General features: G+C 68.8%; 7 protein-coding genes and 1 pseudogene. 5 read left to right on the forward strand and 3 right to left on the reverse strand.

From position 1 onward, the window contains the following. Positions 1-180: 180 nt before the first annotated feature. Together AB0D34_RS29590 and AB0D34_RS29595 are read left to right on the forward strand one after the other, a co-directional pair. Positions 181-10719 carry a LamG-like jellyroll fold domain-containing protein gene (locus tag AB0D34_RS29590; RefSeq protein ID WP_362666828.1) on the forward strand — a complete coding sequence of 3513 codons (10539 nt, stop codon included), beginning with the start codon at positions 181-183 and terminating at the stop codon, positions 10717-10719. A gap of 9 nt (positions 10720-10728) precedes the next feature. After that, entirely contained in the window at positions 10729-11328 is a 600-nt protein-coding gene (locus tag AB0D34_RS29595) for an SMI1/KNR4 family protein (RefSeq protein ID WP_362666725.1), read from the forward strand. Between the two features lie 183 nt (positions 11329-11511). Here the strand turns inward: AB0D34_RS29595 and AB0D34_RS29600 are convergent. Both AB0D34_RS29600 and glmS read right to left on the reverse strand, forming a co-directional pair. After that, positions 11512-11690, reverse strand: a pseudogene (locus AB0D34_RS29600) (ATP-binding protein); the annotation flags it as partial. Positions 11691-11998: 308 nt separating this feature from the next. Next, positions 11999-13846, reverse strand: a complete 1848-nt coding sequence (gene glmS, locus AB0D34_RS29605; protein WP_362666728.1) for a glutamine--fructose-6-phosphate transaminase (isomerizing) — start codon at positions 13844-13846, stop codon at positions 11999-12001. A gap of 286 nt (positions 13847-14132) precedes the next feature. Between glmS and AB0D34_RS29610 the strand changes: the two genes are divergently transcribed. The 3 genes from AB0D34_RS29610 (at position 14133) to AB0D34_RS29620 (ending at position 17071) form a co-directional block, all read left to right on the forward strand. After that, on the forward strand, positions 14133-15065 hold the full coding sequence (locus tag AB0D34_RS29610) for a CbrC family protein (protein ID WP_362666731.1): 933 nt from the start codon (positions 14133-14135) through the stop codon (positions 15063-15065). Positions 15066-15158: 93 nt separating this feature from the next. After that, positions 15159-16127, forward strand: coding sequence for a type I pantothenate kinase (coaA, locus tag AB0D34_RS29615; RefSeq protein WP_362666734.1), 969 nt, complete (start codon positions 15159-15161; stop codon positions 16125-16127). Positions 16128-16153: 26 nt separating this feature from the next. Continuing rightward, entirely contained in the window at positions 16154-17071 is a 918-nt protein-coding gene (locus AB0D34_RS29620; protein WP_362666736.1) for a DUF389 domain-containing protein, read from the forward strand. A gap of 103 nt (positions 17072-17174) precedes the next feature. Here the strand turns inward: AB0D34_RS29620 and glmM are convergent, their stop codons facing one another. Then, complete coding sequence (gene glmM / locus AB0D34_RS29625; protein ID WP_362666738.1) at positions 17175-18533, reverse strand: phosphoglucosamine mutase; 1359 nt, start codon at positions 18531-18533, stop codon at positions 17175-17177. Between the last annotated feature and the right edge of the window lie 120 nt (positions 18534-18653).

The raw sequence follows: 18653 nt of genomic DNA on the forward strand, positions 1-18653 counted from the left end.
CAGCCGTTTGCCAGCAAATACTCCGTGATCATCATCACTCCACATTGAGGAAACCATGTGGACTACTTGTGCACACATATAAAGATCACTTAAAACTCTCCCCATTCTTGTTCTACAAGCGTGGGGGGTCCCGTGCGTCCGGCACGTCCACTTGGTGTTGCTGTCGCCTTCGTGCTGGCCGTGCTGGCCGGGACCGAACAGGGCGTTTCGGCTCTGGATCTCTCGGCGGCCGCCAACTCCGCGGCAGCCCCGGACCAGCGCTGGGGTTCCGCCGCCGGCCGAAGCCACTCCACGTCCGCGGACGCGACGGACGCCACCGCCAAGGGCGGCCGTGACGGCGCGCTGACCGGTCGCGGAGAGCTGCCCGCCGAGCGGACCGACAGCGTCACCAGGCTGCCCAGTACGGCGAAGCCCCCCGAGCCGGGTGCAGTCCGGAAGGTCTCCTCTCCGGGTGTCACCACACCGCAGGGCTTCGACTCCAAGCGCAGCAAGGAGCTCAAGAGCAAGCGCACCGCACAGGAGCGCACCTACCTCAACCCGGACGGCACCTACACCACCCGCTACTACAACGAGCCCGTCAACTTCCAGGCCGAAGACGGCTCCTGGAAGCCGATCGACAACACGCTGGTCCCCCGGGACGACGCCGGGCCGAGCACGATGAGCGCCGGTGAGGACGGCTGGGAGACCGCATCGACCGAGTCGCAGATCGAGTTCGCCGGGACCGCAGATGCCGATCCGGTCGTCCGCATGGCAGTGGACGAGAACGTGTCGGTCGGCTACGGCGTGACCGAGGCGACTGCCGCCCCGGGCCAGGCCGAAGGCAGCACGCTGACCTACGAGGACGTACGCCCGTACTCCGACGTGGAGTTCGTCGCGGGCAGTGACTCCGTCAAGGAGACCTTGGTCCTCAAGGACGCCGACGCGCCCACCGAGTGGCGGTTCCCCCTGGAGCTGGCCGGGCTGACGGCAGGAATCGACGACCACGGCAACGTCACCTTCGTCGACGCCGACGGCACCGTCCGCGCCTGGACCCCCGCCGGCTGGATGCAGGACTCCAACATCGCGCCCGGCTCCAACGAGGGTGTGATCTCCTCCGGGGTCACCTACAGCCTGGCCGAGGAGGCCGGCCGACAGATCCTGGTCGTCAAGCTCGACAAGCAGTGGCTCAGCGCGCCGGACCGGGTGTTCCCCGTACGCGTCGACCCCTCCGTGAAGTCCGTCGACGCGACCTCCGGCACCTACGTCGAGTACCCGTACAGCCAGAACTTCGCCTCGGACACCGTGTTGAAGGTCGGCACGTACGACGGCGGAAGCCACAAGGCGGCGGCTTTCCTGCGCTTCACCGGGGTGGAGAGCAGCCTCAAGAACGCCTGGGTGCTGGGCGCCAACCTCGCCCTGTACAACACCTGGTCGCAGTCGTGCACCGCGCGTCCGGTCACAGTGCACCCGATCACTTCCAACTGGGCGGAGTCGACGACATCGAAGTGGCCCGGACCATCGACCGGCTCGTCCCTCGCGTCGAAGAGCTTCGCGCACGGCTGGCGACCGTCCGGGACGGAGACCTGGTCCTGTGGCCCGGCCTGGTCGACCATCAAGCTGGGCTCGGCCGGTCGCAAGCTGGTCGACGACTGGACGCACGGCCGGAAGAAGAACTACGGCCTGGCGGTGAAGGCGTCCTCCACCGACTCCAAGGGATGGAAGCAGTTCGGCTCCGACGACTACCCGAACGGCAAGCCCAGCCTGGACGTCACCTGGACCAAGTACGGCGCCGCCTACAAGCTCGGTGACTTCACCGCCCCGGTGACCGCCACCACCGAGGGTGTGGAGGAGGTCACCGTCACCAATCAGGGCCAGGAGACCTGGCCCGCCGGCGGCGACTACCAGCTGCGGTACAACCTGTTCGACGCGGACGGCGACGAGATCACCGACAGCTCGAAGATCCGCTGGACGAAGATGCCCCAGGCCATCTCGCCCGGCGAGAGCGTGACCCTGGACGCGAAGATCGCACCGCTCACGCCGGCCACGTACACCGTCCAGTGGACGATGACGGAGGCCGGTGTCAGCCGCTTCACCGACGCGGGCGTACCCGGCCCGTCCGTCAAGCTCTCCTCCGTCAACATCCCACCCCAACTCACCGCCGAGTCCCCCGGCAGCGGCGTCACCGTCAACACCCTCACGCCGACCCTGTGGGCGAAGGGCTCGGACGCCGACCGCTATCCGAAGGCCGCGCTGCAGTACTACTTCGAGGTCTGCGAAGTCGCGGGCAGCAACCTGCGCAAGAACTGCAAGACCGGTGCCAAGACCAGCGAGCAGCAGTGGGCGGTGCCCTCCGGCTGGCTGTCGTGGGACAAGTCGTACGCCTGGTACGGCTACGTGTACGACGGTTCCGCGGCCTCCACCCGTCCGGGCGCGGCGCTGCTGACCACGCAGGTGCCGCAGCCGGCCGTGACCAGTCACCTCGGTGGCGCGGACGCGGGCGGGGAGATCGGCGCCCGCGAGGGCAACTACGTCACCGCGGCGACCGACGCGGCGCTGACCACCGTAGGACCGGAGCTGTCCCTCGCCCGCACCTACAACTCCCTCGACCCGCGCACCGGCGGTGCGTTCGGCACCGGCTGGTCCACGCGCTGGGACATGCAGCTGCGTGAGGAGACGGCGACGGCGTCGGTCCTCGTGACGCTGTCCGACGGTTCGCAGGTGCGGTTCGGCAAGAACGCCGACGGCACCTACACCGGCCCGTCCGGCGGTTCGCTCACCCTGGCGAAGCAGTCCACCGAGTGGGTGCTGCGGGAACGTTCCGGCGCCACCTACCGCTTCCTGTCCACCGGTGCGCTCACCAAGATCACGGACGCGGCCGGTCGCAGCCAGACCCTCACCCGTGAGACCGCGGCCGGCGGCCCGGTCAAGAAGGTGACCGACGACCTCTCGGGCCGCTCGCTGTCCTTCGCCTGGACCGGGACCCACGTCACCGGCGTCACCACCAGCGCCGTCGACGCGAGCACCCCGGGCCTGACCTGGACGTACACCTACAGCGGCGACCAGCTCACCAAGGTGTGCCCGCCGACCTCGACCACCAAGTGCACGGTGTACGAGTACGCCACCGGCTCGGTCTACCGCAGTGGTGTCCTCGACGCCGCCCCCACGTCCTACTGGCGGCTGGGCGACACCGAGGGCTCCACCGCCGCGAGCGAGGCCGTCTCGCGCACCGGGCTCAACGACGCCGTCCACCGCGACACCCAGCTGGGTACGGGCTCCGCGATCGCCGGCACCACGGACACCTCCGTCGGTTTCGACGGTGTCGACTCGATGGTCGAACTCCCCGCGGACACCCTGAAGACGGCCGCCGCCCCGACCATCGAGCTGTGGTTCAGGACGACCACGGCCTCCGGGGTCCTGGTCGGCTTCCAGAACACCGAGCTGGGTGAGAAGCCCACCCAGTGGCGGCCCGTACTGAACATCGACGGCTCCGGCAAGCTGCGCGGCGAGTTCTACCTCACCGGCAATCCCGCCGCCACGCCGATCGTCTCCACCCAGACCGTCACCGACGACAAGTGGCACCACGTCGTCCTGACCGCCGCCGTCAACACCCAGACCCTCTATCTGGACGGCGCGAAGGTCGGCACCCTGGACGGCGTCCTGACCGAACAGTCCCAGGGCTACGCCTACCTCGGCGCGGGTTACGCGAGCCCCAGCTGGATGAACCTGACGGCCGGCGAGTACCGCTTCAAGGGCCAGATGGACGAGGTCGCCTTCTACGACCGCACCCTGGACCCCGCCACCATCGGCGAGCACTACGCGGCCCGCACCTCCATCGGCCGACTGACGAAGATCACCCTGTCCTCGGGCCGGGTGCACGCCACCGCCGCCTACGACGGCGTCAGCGGCCGGCTGACCGAGCACACCGACGACAACGGCGGCACCTGGAAGGTGTCCGCGCCCGGCTACTCGACGTCCTCGTCCTCCTACGCGGACACCGTCCAGCGCAGCGGCCCGACCGGCTACTGGCGCCTGGGCGAGCGCGGCGGCGCCGAGGCCGTCAGCCCGCTCGGCGACGACTACTCGGGCAGCTACCTGGACGGGGTCCGCCCGGGCAGTGCGGGCATCTTCGCCGACGGCGACGACACGGCGGCGAGCTTCACCGGCGACGGCGCGGTCGAGGTGCCCGTCGAGACGCTCGGCACCGCCACGGCCATGTCTCTGGAGCTGTGGTTCAAGACCGCCACCCAGGGCGTCCTGGTCGCCAACCAGGACATCGACTTCGGTGACACGCCGACCGCCGGCTGGCGGCCCATGCTGCTGGTCGACTCCGCGGGCAAGCTGCGCGGCAGGTTCTCGGCGGCCGCGACGAGCCTGATCTCCCAGCAGGCCGTCACCGACGACAAGTGGCACCACGTCCTGCTGACCGGCAACGAGGGCATGCAGGCCCTGTTCGTCGACGGCGAGTTCCAGAGCAGCACGGCCACAGGCGTCGGCACCAGCCGCTACTCCCATGTCCTCGTCGGTGGCGGCTACTCCTCCGTCGGTTGGGACGGCCAGGACGCCGGCTACCGCAACTTCACCGGCCAGATCGACGAAGTCGCCTTCTACGACAAGGCGTTGGTGACCTTCCAGTACTCCGGCTCCGCCTGGAAGTACGTCCGTGCGAGCGCGGGCCAGACCGACACCCCCACCCAGCACATCCAGGCCCGCCGCAGCCTGGTCACGGGCCGCGGCGAGCAGTACGACGGTGTCGCGATCGCCGACGGGCCCGCCGCGTACTGGCGGCTGGGCGAGGCCGAGGGCACCGCGTTGAGCAGCGAGGTCGGCGGCCCCGGAAAGAAGGCCACCTTCCGCCCGGACTCGGCCGGCGCCTCGGCGGTGGACCAGACCGGCGTCTTCGGCCCCGGTGACGACCGTGCCGTCAAGCTCAGCGGCGGCGGCACCGTCGAGATACCCGGCTCGATCCCCGCCTCGGCTCTCGAACTGTCCGCGGAGATATGGTTCCGCACGTCCAGTCCGAAGGCCGTTCTGATGGGCTTCCAGAACGCGCCCGTCGGACAGACCCCGACGTCCTGGCGTCCGGTGCTGAACATCGACGGCTCCGGCAAGCTGCGCGGCGAGTTCTACCTCACCGGCGTCACGGGCGCGACCCCGATCGTCTCCCCCCAGACCGTCACCGACGGCGAGTGGCACCACGTCGTCCTGACCGCCGACGAGTCCAAGCAGACCCTCTACCTGGACGGCGTCAGCGTCGGCGAACTCGCGGGCACGATGGTCGACCAGTCCCGGACGTACGCCTACCTCGGCGGCGGCTACGGCAGCGTCGGCTGGATGGGCCTCGACGAGGGCACCTACTACCTGAACGGCCAGATCGACGAAGCGGCCCTGTACCGCGAGGCGTTGACCGCCGACCAGGTCTCCGCCCACTACCGGGCGCAGGCCGAGGCCGCCGACTCCGGCCTGACCTCGACCGTGACGGTCACCGACCCGCAGCAGCGCACCAGCACCACCAGCTACGACGCCCTGCGCGGCCAGCGTGCCGTCGCCCGCAAGGACGCCACGGGCGCGGTCACCTCGTACTCCTACGACACGGTCGGCAACCTGCACACGGTCACCGACCCCAACGGGCACTCCGCCGTCACCGGCCATGACGCCCGCGGCAACGTCGTGTCGACGACGACGTGCCGGGACGCCGACTCGTGCTGGACGAGCTTCGCCTCGTACCACCTCAACGCGAGCGACCCGCTCGACCTGCGCAACGACAAGCGGTTGACGTACCGGGACCAGCGCTCCAGCGATTTCCGGGACGACCGCTATCGCACCGCATACACCTACAACACGCTGGGCCTGCCCACATCGACGGTCCGACCGGACAGCAGCACTGCGTACACCAACTACACCGCGGGCACCGAGGCCGCCGTCGGCGGTGGCACCGTCCCGGCGGGCCTCGTCGCCTCGCAGATCACCTTCGCCGGCGCGGTCACCAAGAACCGCTACTACTCCAACGGCGACCTCGCCGAGGTGACCTCCCCGTCCGGGCTGGTCACGTCGTACACCTACGACGGCCTGGGCCGGAAGATCTCCGAGAAGCAGGTCTCCGACACCTTCCCGAGCGGTGTGACGACGTCGTACGGCTACGACAAGGCGTCCCACGTCGTCACCGAGACCGGTGCGGGGGTGAAGAACGAGATCACCGGCACCACTCACACGGCGAAGATCACCCGTGCCTACGACGAGGACGGCAACCTGCTGTCCGAGTCGACCGCGGACACCACCGGCGGCGACACCGCGCGCACGACGGCCTACCACTACAACGCCAACGGTCTGAACGACACCGTCACGGACGCCGAGCAGAACACGACCACGTTCGAGCACGACGAGTTCGGCCGCGTCCGTGGCACGACGGATCCGGCGGGCACGCACTTCACGTACACCTACACGGCTCGCGGCCAGCACGCCACGACGGTCCTCGACGACTGGACCGGCGACCCCTCGGGCACGGTCCGGGACCTGACGGTCGTCTCCAACGCCTACGACCCGGCGGGCCGCCTCGCGTCCACCACGGACGCGATGGGCGCGACGACGGCGTACACCTACTACGACGACGGTCTCGCGGCCACGACAACGGCCAAGCAGGTCACGCAGTCCGACGGCACCCGCCACGACATCGTCCTGGAGGCGACCACCTACGACCCGGCGGGCCATCCGACCCAGCAGGTCACCGGCGGCGGCAGAAGCACGCAGACCTTCACGGTCGACGCGCTGGGCCGTACGACCACGAGCGTCCTGGACCCGGCCGGCCTCAACCGCACCAGCACCTTCACCTACGACGCCGACGACCGGGTGAAGCAGCAGACGCAGTCGATCACCAGTGACGGCAGCAAGAAGCTGACCGTCTCCTCGGACTACGACGCCGCAGGCAATGTCACCAGGCAGACGACCACGGACGGCACCAGCACGCACACGACCTCCGGCACCTACGACGACCGGGGTCTGCCCCTGACCAAGGTCAGCCCGCGCGGCAATGTCACGGGCGCCGACGCTTCGGCGTACACCACGTCCTACCGCTACGACGCCCTGGGCCGCCTGGTCCAGCAGACGTCTCCGGCGGTCCAGGTGGAGGAGAACGGCGCCACGGCCACCACGGCCAAGCCGACCACGCTGACCGGCTACAACACCTTCGGCGAGACCACCGACGCCAAGGACGCCCGCGGCAAGGTGTCGCGTACCGAGGTCGACCGCCTCGGCCGTACGACGGCGGTGGCCCTGCCCGACTACACGCCGCCGGGCGCCACGACGGCTCTGACGGCGACGACGCACACCACGTACACCCCGCTCGGTCTCCCACAGACGGTGACGGACCCGCTGGGCCGCGCCACGACCTACGCGTACGACCAGTTCGGCCAGGTCATCAGCAAGACGGATCCAGTGGCCGACACCCTCGCGGCGGCCCTGGCACCGGACACCGACCCGACGACGGAGTCCTTCGCCGACGCGAGTGGCGGCGGAGTCACGGCCTACACGTGGACGCCGACCGGCCTCCAGCTCTCGGCCACCGACCCGACGGGCGCGCGCACCGAGGCGACGTACGACGAACTGGGCCGCCAACTCACCGCTACGACGATCGAGCGCTACCCGGCCACGACGAACCTGGTCAGCCGCTACACCTGGGACGACGCTAGTAACCAGACCGCCTCGAAAACCCCGTCCGGAATCTCCACATCAGCCACCTACAACCCGGCGGGCGAGCCCCTGACGGCGGCCGAACCGGCCGGCACGACCAAGTACGTCTACGACGGCCTCGGCCGCCGGACGGAGACAACAGACGGGACGAACCGCCGCACGACGGTGGCGTACGACGCCCTCGGCAATGTCACGGCGACCACCGACTACGGCACGGGCACCGCCGCACTGCGCACGGCTTCCGCCGAGTTCGACGCGGACGGCAACCGGACGGCCGTGGTCTCGGCACAGACCAAGGCGCGCACGACGTACGCGTACGACGCGCTGGGCCGGATGACCTCCCAGGTCGAACCGGTCTCCGCGAGCGACTCGATCACCACGTCGTTCGGCTACGACGCGGCCGGCAACCAGACCCGCCTCACCGACGGCCGCGGCAACAAGACCGTCTACACCTTCAACAACTGGGGTCTGCCCGAGTCGACGATCGAACCCTCCACCACGGCCCACCCGAACGCGGCGGACCGCACCTGGACGACGGTCTACGACCAGGCCGGGCAGTCGGTCGCGGAGCTGCTCCCGGGTGGGGTGAAGCGCGAGCGCACATTCGACGGTCTGGGTCGCTTGGTGGGTGAGACGGGAACGGGCGCGGAGGCGACGACCACGGCCCGCACTCTCTCCTACGACCTCGCCGGCCGCCTCACCGCGACCGGCACGGCCGACGGAGTCACCGAGAACACATACACCTACAACGACCGCGGCCAGCTGCTGACCGCCGCGGGCCCCGGCGGCACTGCCGGCTACAGCTACAACGCCGACGGCAACATGACGGCCCGCAAGACCACGGCGGGCACCGCCTACTACGGCTACGACGGTTCCGGCCGCATCGACTGGGTCCAGGACCCCATCACGAACAACCAGATCTGGTACGACTTCGACGCCGCCGGACGCCCGCGCCTCGAGCAGTACGCGTCGAAGCCCGAGGGCACCACGTCGTACACGGCCACGGCGAAACGCGTCTACACCTATGACGCGTTGGGCCGTCCGAACACCGACACGGTCACCACCCCCGACGGGTCGTCCACCGCCGCCTCGACGACGTACGGCTACGACCTGGACGACAACCTGACGTCGAAGAAGACGACGGGCACGGCCGGGGCGGGCGACAACACCTACGGCTACGACTACGCGAACCGCCTGACGTCGTGGACGAAGGACGGCACCTCGGTGTCCTACGGATGGGACGCGGCCGGCAACCGCACGAAGGCCGGCTCGACGACGGCCACCTTCGACGCCCGCAACCGCCAACTGACCGACGGCACGACGAAGTACACGTACACGGCCCGCGGAACACTCTCCTCGGTGGACACCGGCACGGTGCGGTCCCTGACCTTCGACGCGTTCGAGCGGAAGATCACCGACGGCGGATCGACGTACACGTACGACTCCGTGGACCGGGTCCAGACCCGCGGCTCGACGACGTTCACCTATGACGGTGGCTCCAACAACCTCGCGGGTGACGGTGCGACCAGCTACAACCGGGCTCCTGACGGCTCGCTGCTGTCCCTGTCGGACGGTACGACCAAGCAGTGGGCCGTGACCGACCAGCACACGGACCTGGTCGCCGGCCTCACGCCTGACGGCAAGCAGGTCACCGGCTCGACGGCCTACGACCCCTTCGGCAAGGAGTCCGCCACCAACGGCACCACCCCGGCCATCGGCTACCAGTCCGGCTGGACCGACCCGGCCAACGGCGACGTCAACATGGCGGCTCGCTGGTACCAGCCGGGGACGGGGTCCTTCGGGTCGCGGGATACGTGGCAATTGGATCCTGCTCCGTCCTCGGGTGCCAACCGGTACGTATACGGCGGTGGAAGCCCTCTGACACGGGTCGACCCCAACGGCCACGACTGGAACGACTGGGGCGCATCGGACTACCTCAACGTCGCGTCGTTCCTGCTGCAACCCACGCCCATCAAGGCCTTCTACACCGCCTTCATGGGAGGAAGCGACAGCATCGGGGACGACTGCTGGGGATACGGCGACCACTGCTACCTGACCTGGTATCACGAGGACGCAAATTCTCTGTTCTGTGACACCCACTCCTGGGCGCAGCAGTGCGGCGGAAGCGGGAGCTCGCCCTACCACTACGGCGGTGGCGGCGGCGGCCTCACCTACAGCGGGGGCGGTGGTACCGGCTCGGTCGTCTACAACAGGTGCAGCGGAACGTGCACGGCCAGACCGACCAAGCCGCCGAAGCCCCCGATCGACCAGAACCCCAACAACGGCAAGACCCCCATTCCCGCACCCACCCGGCCCAAGCCGCTCATAGACTTCAGCGACGCGATCTGGGTCGCGGGACTGGGCACCACCGCGACGGTCACGGCACAGGCCATGCTCGATCTGGCGGCCGTCGCGATCTTCATGCCGACCGTGACTCACGGGAAGGACCTCTATCCGCTACCCGACCCTTCGGACGAGCCGGGCGGTGGCAACAAATGGCGAACGCGCAACGACAACAAGTGTGATGACGGCCCCGGTACGAGTCCGACCGGACACGTTACGTATATGCCGCGCGAGCGCTATTACGACAACTTCAGCAAGCAGGAAGAGTGCCGCGCCACAGGTATCTTCGGAATCGTGGACCAGCAGGACCTGACTACGAAGAAGCACCCGGGACCCGGCACGGGTACAGGCAGCAAGCGCCCGCCGGGATACGAGGAAATCCGCAGCCAGGGTCACGCGCCGAACAACGGTCACCTTCAGCCAAAGTTGGCGGGCGGCGACGGAAAGGATCTTCGCAACCTCGTAGCGCAATACCGGAACACAAATAGCCCTTACATCAGGGACGGAGTGGAAGGCGATATCCGCGAATCACTCGAGAGCGGGCACAAGGTAGCCCTGTACATCAATCCGCATTACGGAAATACAAACTCAGGAATACCCACCAAGATCGAGTACAATTACGCAGACTTGACCACAGGTGTTGCGAAGCACTGCGTGGTTCATCAGATGCCGTCCGGTGGACGGACCACAGGATCCAGCAACTGCCCTGAATGAACTCCGAGGATGGCGATGTCGCACAATTTCACCGACTCCGTGATCAGAATGCTGGGGCCGGCCGGAACCACTCCCACTCCGGAGGCGGCCTGGGAAGATGTGGAAGTTGAACTGGGAGTCCAGCTACCCGGCGACTACAAGCAGCTGGTCGCCGACTACGCTCCGGTGCAGCTCAACTACCACCTCTTCCTCCACCATCCGTCCACCGAGCGATGGAACCTGGGCCGGTGGATGCGCGAGACGGTCGATGCGTTTTCGCACAGCGATCTGACGGACGCAGAGTGTCCCGGTTTCCCCGACGGCCCCCGGTTCGGTGGACCTATCGGCCTCATCCCACTGGTCGGCACCGATCGCGGCGAGTACGTATTCGGTGTGGTCGATGCGAAGTCGGGCGAATGGGCGATCCTCGCATGTGACGGCGACGAGCAGGATTTCCATGAATACCGCATCTCATTCTCCGAGTGGCTCTACAGGTATCTACTCGGAGAAGACATGTTTGGCCCCGACAGCTCCGTCTTCTATCCTGGGCCGGTAGTTTTCGAGAGTATGCCGATGACCGCTACAGAGCGGTCCATCACATGGCGTGGCCCTGACCGGAACGCACAATGAGGGAAAAGGCAGGAATCCACGGTCGGCGGATAGCTCCTCCGGGACGGTGAGCGAGACTGCCGGAACGGCCGAGCGGAGGGGGGATCCGGACGCCGGCCGGTTGGGGGTGGCGGATCGACCAGATCCAATACGACGACCGGCACGACCCGGACGAGACGACGGCTCCCGCCGCCGACTTACCGGTCAGGCCGCAGCCAGCTCGCACCACACGTACTCCCCCCGGTTGCCGTGCCTGACCAACGGCTGCCACCCCCACAGGTCGGCACACGCCTTCACCAACGCCAGCCCCTCCCCTCCTCCGCCTCCCACGGCAGGTCCAACTCCCCCGGCGGCTCAGGAGGTTCGGGGCCCGCGTCCCACGCCCTTTCATGTGGCCCGCTTCCGGCCCGTCCGGCGGAGGCGATCCCCCCGCCACGGGAGCGATCGGCCGCCCACCCGCGGACCCCCACCAACGGCCGGAAGCAGACCGCGGATCGGAAGCCGGGCGAGCGCGTGACGGGCCCCTTCGTCCGCGTGGCCGTGCCGGCCACCCTGTGGCCCCCGCTGCTGACCACCCTCGTCGTCAACAGGATCCACGAGCCGGGGACAGCCTTCCCCACGACCGCCGGAGTCACGCTGGAGTTCTGGCTGATCCGCGCCGCCCGCAACCTCTACCGGACCAGGCAGCCGACTACTCCACCGTCACCGACTTCGCCAGGTTCCGAGGCTGGTCCACCTCGTTCCCGCGAGCCGTCGCCAGCTCACACGCGAACACCTGCAACGGCACAGTCGCCACCAGCGGCTGGAGCAGCGTCGGTGTGGCCGGGATCCGGATCAGATGGTCGGCGTACGGCACCACCGCCTCGTCCCCCTCCTCCGCGATCACGATCGTCCGCGCGCCCCGGGCCCGGATCTCCTGGATGTTGGACACGATCTTGTCGTGGATCACCGACCGCCCCCGCGGCGAGGGCACGACCACCACGACCGGCAGATCCTCCTCGATCAGCGCGATCGGCCCGTGCTTCAACTCCCCCGCCGCGAAGCCCTCGGCGTGCATATAGGCGAGTTCCTTCAGCTTCAGCGCGCCCTCCAGCGCGACCGGATAGCCGACGTGCCGCCCGAGGAACAGCACGGTGTCCTTCGAGGCCAGCGACCGCGCCAGCGCCCGCACCGGCTCCATCGTCTCCAACACCCGCTCGACCTCACCCGAGATCTGCGACAGATCCCGGATGACGGCCCCAATCTCGTCCCCCCACTTGGTCCCGCGCACCTGCCCCAGATACAGCGCCACCAGGTAACACGCCACGAGCTGCGTCAGGAACGCCTTCGTCGACGCTACGGCGACCTCGGGCCCGGCGTGTGTGTACAGCACCGCGTCCGACTCCCGGGGGATCGTCGACCCGTTGGTGTTGCAGATCGCCAGCACCTTGGAACCCTGCTCACGGGCGTGCCGTAGCGCCATGAGCGTGTCCATGGTCTCGCCGGACTGGGAGATGGCGATCACGAGGGACCGCGCCCCGAGGATCGGATCCCGGTACCGGAATTCACTGGCCAGCTCCACCTCACACGGAATCCGGGTCCAGTGCTCGATGGCGTACTTGGCGATCATCCCCGCGTGGAAGGCCGTACCGCAGGCGACGATGACGACCTTGTCGACCTCCCGCAGTTCGGCGGCGCTGATCCGCACCTCGTCCAGCGTGAGGGAGCCGCCCGCGTCGATGCGCCCCAACAACGTGTCGGCGACCGCCTTCGGCTGCTCGGCGATCTCCTTGAGCATGAAGTAGTCGTAGCCGCCCTTCTCGGCGGCGGAGGCGTCCCAGTCGATGTGGAACGAGTGGACATCGGCGGGGCGGCCGTCGAAGCCGGTGACGGTCACGCCGTCCCTGCGCAGCTCCACGACCTGGTCCTGGCCGAGCTCGATCGCCGAGCGCGTGTGGGCGATGAACGCGGCGACGTCGGAGGCGAGGAAGGCCTCGCCCTCCCCCACGCCGACCACGAGCGGCGAGTTGCGGCGCGCGCCGACGACCACGTCCGGCTCGTCGGCATGGACGGCCACCAGCGTGAACGCACCCTCCAACCGTCGGCACACCAGCCGCATGGCCTCCGCGAGGTCCGTACAGGAAGAGAACTCCTCGGCCAGCAGATGGGCCACCACCTCGGTGTCGGTCTCGGAGGCGAGCGTGTGCCCCCGCTCCTCCAACTCGGCCCGCAGAGCGGCGAAGTTCTCGATGATCCCGTTGTGGACGACCGACACACGACCGGCGTTGTCCAGGTGCGGATGCGCGTTGGCATCCGTCGGCCCGCCGTGCGTGGCCCACCGCGTGTGCCCGATGCCGGTGGCCCCCGACGGCAGCGGCCGATCGACCAGCTCCTTCTCCAGATTGACCAGCTTCCCGGCCTTCTTGGCCGCCGCCAGCCCACCGTCCGCCAGCACGGCGACGCCTGCCGAGTCGTACCCCCGGTACTCCAGCCGCTTCAGCCCGGCCATCACGACATCGAGCGCCGACTGCGACCCCACGTATCCCACGATTCCGCACATGCGCGGCAGCCTAGGGGGCGAGGAGCGCCGGAACACGGCACTTCGTGCCCGAAATCGGAAATTCCGGCAGCGGGTGAAGGCATCGAGGCGGACCGCAGCGACGCCCCGGTCTTCGTCAACGGCGCCGGCCCGGACTCGGTGTCGTGCCCTCGCTGCGGGACGCGGCTCCCCTTCCAGGGATGATGGACAGCCAGGATGGACGAGGCCTTCCGGGACGACGGCCGGCAGATCCGGCCCCTCGTCCGAAAGCGCCGGTGCGTGCACCGGCCGCATTGGACGGGACCACATGAGCTACGGCATGTACCTCTGGCGTTTCATCGACGAACAACCCGCCCCCATGGACGAAACCGCGATACGCGACGTCCTCGGCCCCCTCACCGTGGGCGGACTGCCGCCCACCGGGCTCCCGGAGTCCTGGGATCTCGAAGCCGAGGACGGCAGCGGGTCCGAGGTCTACGGCGACGCCCTCGGCCTCACGTTCAACCGCTTCTCCCCTGGCCGGATCCTCGATCACGTGGCCGCACTCGCCCGAAGAACCGGCGCGGGCGTCATGCCGCACGACTGCCCGATGATCCTCACGCGCGAGGCCGACCGCAGACACCTCCCGGAGAGCTTGCGCGCGGAAGCGATTGTCGTGGCCCCCGAGGCCCTGACCGGCCAGGCGATCCAGCTCCTGATCTCCCCGCAGCCAGAGCCCCGCCGACGCCCGGTCCTCCCCCAGTTCCCCTACCACCCCAACCCCGTCACCACTGGCTCCGTCACCACCTCCGACGATCCCTGCGTGTGCTGCGGGCAGGAACGCGGCTGGGTCTACACCGGCCCCGTCTACGCCGCCGACGCCCCGGACAGCGGCATCTGCCCGTACTGCATCGCCTTCGGCAAGGCCGCCGAGCGCTACGACGCCACCTTCGCCGACGGCATCGAGGGGGACGTACCGGAAGATGTCGTGACCGCGATCCTGCGGCGCACACCGGGATTCCTCGCCTGGCAGTCCCCGTACTGGCTGACGCACTGCGGTGACGGCGCAGAGTTCCTGGGCCGGGCGGGCGCAAAGGAGCTTGAGAAGTATCCGGAAGCCGTCGACCGGCTCCGCCGGCAGTGGCCGCACGACCGGTTCGAGGACTTCCTCGCCTCCCTCGACAAGGACGACCAGCCCACCGCGTACCTCTTCCGCTGCCACCACTGCACAACCCACCTCGCCTACGCCGACTTCACCTGACGAAAACCGCGACCGCACCCCGCGTGACGCACCCCACCCCCCACCCCGTTCAAACTCCGTTAACAATGGACTGTGATCTCTCCGGTCTCCCCGATGCCCCGGAGCGCCCACCGGCACAAGCCGGAGGCGACTCCCTACGTCGACCTCACCCGAGCCGAGTGGAGTGCGCTGCGCGACAAGACACCGCTCCCCCTCACCGCCGACGAGGTCGAGAAGCTGCGCGGCCTCGGTGACGTCATCGACCTCGACGAGGTGCGGGACATCTACCTCCCGCTCTCCCGCCTCCTCAACCTCTACGTCGGTGCCACGGACGGCCTCAGAGGCGCCCTGAACACCTTCCTGGGCGAGAAGGGCTCCCAGTCGGGCACCCCCTTCGTCATAGGGGTCGCGGGATCGGTCGCCGTGGGCAAGTCCACCGTCGCCCGTCTCCTCCAGGCCCTGCTCTCCCGCTGGCCCGAGCACCCGCGCGTCGAGCTGGTGACGACGGACGGTTTCCTGCTGCCCACCCGGGAGCTTCAGGCCCGCGGGCTCATGTCGCGCAAGGGCTTCCCGGAGTCGTACGACCGCCGGGCGCTGACCCGTTTCGTCGCCGACATCAAGGCGGGCAAGGACGAGGTCACCGCCCCCGTCTACTCCCACCTGATCTACGACATCGTCCCGGACCAGCGGCTGACCGTGCGCCGCCCCGACATCCTGATCGTCGAGGGCCTGAACGTCCTGCAGCCCGCCCTCCCCGGCACCGACGGCCGCACCCGCGTCGGTCTCGCCGACTACTTCGACTTCAGCGTGTACGTCGACGCAAGCGCCGAGGACATCGAGCGCTGGTACCTGAACCGTTTCCGCAAGCTCCGCGCGACCGCCTTCCAGAACCCCGAGTCGTACTTCAGGAAGTACACCCAGGTGTCGGAGGAGGAGGCCCTCGACTACGCCCGCACCCTCTGGCGCACCATCAACAAACCCAACCTGGTCGAGAACATCGCCCCCACCCGCGGCCGCGCCACCCTGGTCATCCGCAAGGGCCAGGACCACAAGGTGCGCAAACTCAGCCTCCGTAAGCTCTGAGCACCGGCGCCTGTTAGAAAGGCGTCATGCTGCATCTGCGCCTGATCACCCCGGCCGACAAGACCGACGACGTGGTCCGCCTCATCGAGAAGACGGTCGGCACCACGCACCTCGTGGTGATGCCGGGCGCCGCGCGCAACCCCGCCGGCGATGTCGTCATGTGTGACGTGGCCCGCGAGGCGGGCGACGAACTCATCGGCGCCCTGCGGAAGTTGGACCTCGACAAGACCGGCTCCATCGCCGTCGAGAACATCGACCTGTCGCTCTCCAAGCGCGCCGACAAGGCCGAGGACGAGGCACCCGGCGAGGGCGCGGACGCGGTCCTGTGGGAGCACCTGACGGACGCGACGCACGAGGAGTCGACGCTCTCCATCACCTACCTCGCCTTCATCACGCTGGCCACGATGATCGCGGCCTGCGGTGTGGTGCTGGACAACGCGATCCTGATCGTGGGCGCGATGGCGGTGGGCCCGGAGTTCGGCCCCCTGGCCGCCTTCAGCACGGCGATCGTCCAACGCCACCCGCGCCTGGCGCTGCGCTCGCTGATCGCGCTGCTGGCGGGTTTCGCGGTGGCGATGGCGGTGACGGTCGGCTTCACCTGGTTCATGGACGCCCTGGACCTCTTCCACAAGTCCGACCTGGAGGGCGACCGCCCCAACACCGCCTTCGTCTACGCCCCGGACGCGTTCTCCTTCGTCGTGGCGGTCCTGGCGGGCATCGCGGGCACCCTCTCCCTGACCTCGTCGAAGTCCGGCGCCCTGGTGGGCGTGGCGATCTCGGTCACCACGGTCCCGGCGGCAGCCAACGCAGCGGTGGCCCTGGCCTACGGCGACACGAGCCAAACAGTCGGCTCGACGAACCAGCTCCTGCTGAACCTGCTGGGCATCGTGATGGCAAGCACTCTTACGCTGCTCGTTCAAAAGTGGCTCTGGAAACGAACCTAGGGGCGACGGGCTCTGTCCGATGTGCGGCTCCGCCGCGTGGGCGCGACCAGCCACAACGAACCGCCGGCCCGCAAACCACAGCCCCCCACCCCGAACCCGGAAATCAGCCGAGCGCCGACTTCACCGCATCCGCAAGCCGCCCCGCCACAGACCGAGCCTGATCAATATCCGCGGCCTCGACCATCACCCGAACCAACGGCTCGGTCCCGGAAGGCCGCAACAACACCCGCCCGGTGGAACCGAGTTCACGCTCGGCATCAGCAACCGCCGCCGCCAGCTCCGCAGACGTCGACACCCGCCCCCGGTCCACATCAGGCACGTTGATCAGAACCTGCGGCAACCGCTCCATCACAGCGGCCAGTTCCCGCAACGATCGCCCACTGGACGCCACCCGCGCCGCCAGCATCAGCCCGGTCAACGTCCCGTCACCCGTGGTCGCGTGATCGAGGATGATCACATGCCCGGACTGCTCACCACCCAGGGCGTACCCGTGCTCCTTCATCTCCTCCAGCACATACCGGTCCCCGACGGCGGTCTGGACGAGGCGGAGCCCCTCCCGCTCGAGCGCCAGCTTGAACCCGAGGTTGGACATGACGGTGGCCACCACGGTATCGGCCCGCAGCGCGCCCCGGTCCTTCATCGCCAGCGCCAGCACGGCCATGATCTGGTCGCCGTCCACCTCCTCACCGGCGTGGTCGACGGCGAGACACCGGTCCGCGTCCCCGTCGTGCGCGATGCCGAAGTCCGCCCCGTGCTCGACGACGGCGGCTTTCAGCAGCCCGAGGTGCGTGGAGCCGCACCCGTCGTTGATGTTGAGCCCGTCCGGCTGGGCACCGATGGTGATCACCTCGGCCCCGGCCCGCGAGAACGCCTCCGGCGACACCCGGGCAGCGGCGCCGTGCGCCTCGTCGAGGACGATCTTCAGCCCGTCGAGCCGGTTCGGCAGTACGGCGATCAGGTGCGCCACGTACTTGTCGAAACCCTCGGTGTACTCACGGACCCGGCCGACACCGCCGCCGGTCGGCCGCTCCCACGGCTCACCGCGCCGGTGCTCCTCGAAGACCGCCTCGATCCGCTCCTCCAGCTCGTCGTCGAGCTTGTGCCCGCCGCGCGCGAGGAACTTGATGCCGTTGTCCGGCATGGCGTTGTGGCTGGCGGAGAGCATGACGCCGAGGTCGGCGCCGAGCACACCCGTGAGATACGCCACCGCGGGCGTGGGCAGCACTCCGACGCGCAGGACGTCCACGCCGGCGCTCGCGAGGCCCGCGACCACGGCGGCCTCCAGGAACTCCCCGGACGCGCGCGGGTCCCGTCCGACCACCGCCGTCGGCCGGTGGCCCTGGAACGTACCCGCCTCGGCCAGCACGTGCGCCGCCGCGACCGACAGACCGAGCGCCATCTCGGCCGTCAGATCCGCGTTGGCGACACCGCGCACGCCGTCCGTGCCGAAGAGTCGTCCCACTTGTCCTCCTGAGGAAGCATCAGTTACGGAGATCATCCGATCACACGAGCCTTTGAGCGCCTTGTGCCGTTATACGCCTAAGGCTGTGATAAACGAACGCCCCGGCGGCACTGTGGCGTG

Source organism: Streptomyces sp. NPDC048420 (assembly GCF_040651535.1).
Lineage (GTDB): Bacteria > Actinomycetota > Actinomycetes > Streptomycetales > Streptomycetaceae > Streptomyces.

Excerpts from the sequence above, each read along its gene's own strand:
- AB0D34_RS29620 (WP_362666736.1), top strand. The coding sequence starts at position 16,154 with ATGCTGCATCTGCGCCTGATCACCCCGGCCGACAAGACCGACGACGTG.
- AB0D34_RS29610 (WP_362666731.1), top strand. The coding sequence starts at position 14,133 with ATGAGCTACGGCATGTACCTCTGGCGTTTCATCGACGAACAACCCGCC.
- glmS (WP_362666728.1), bottom strand. The coding sequence starts at position 13,846 with ATGTGCGGAATCGTGGGATACGTGGGGTCGCAGTCGGCGCTCGATGTC.
- AB0D34_RS29595 (WP_362666725.1), top strand. The coding sequence starts at position 10,729 with ATGGCGATGTCGCACAATTTCACCGACTCCGTGATCAGAATGCTGGGG.
- coaA (WP_362666734.1), top strand. The coding sequence starts at position 15,159 with ATGCCCCGGAGCGCCCACCGGCACAAGCCGGAGGCGACTCCCTACGTC.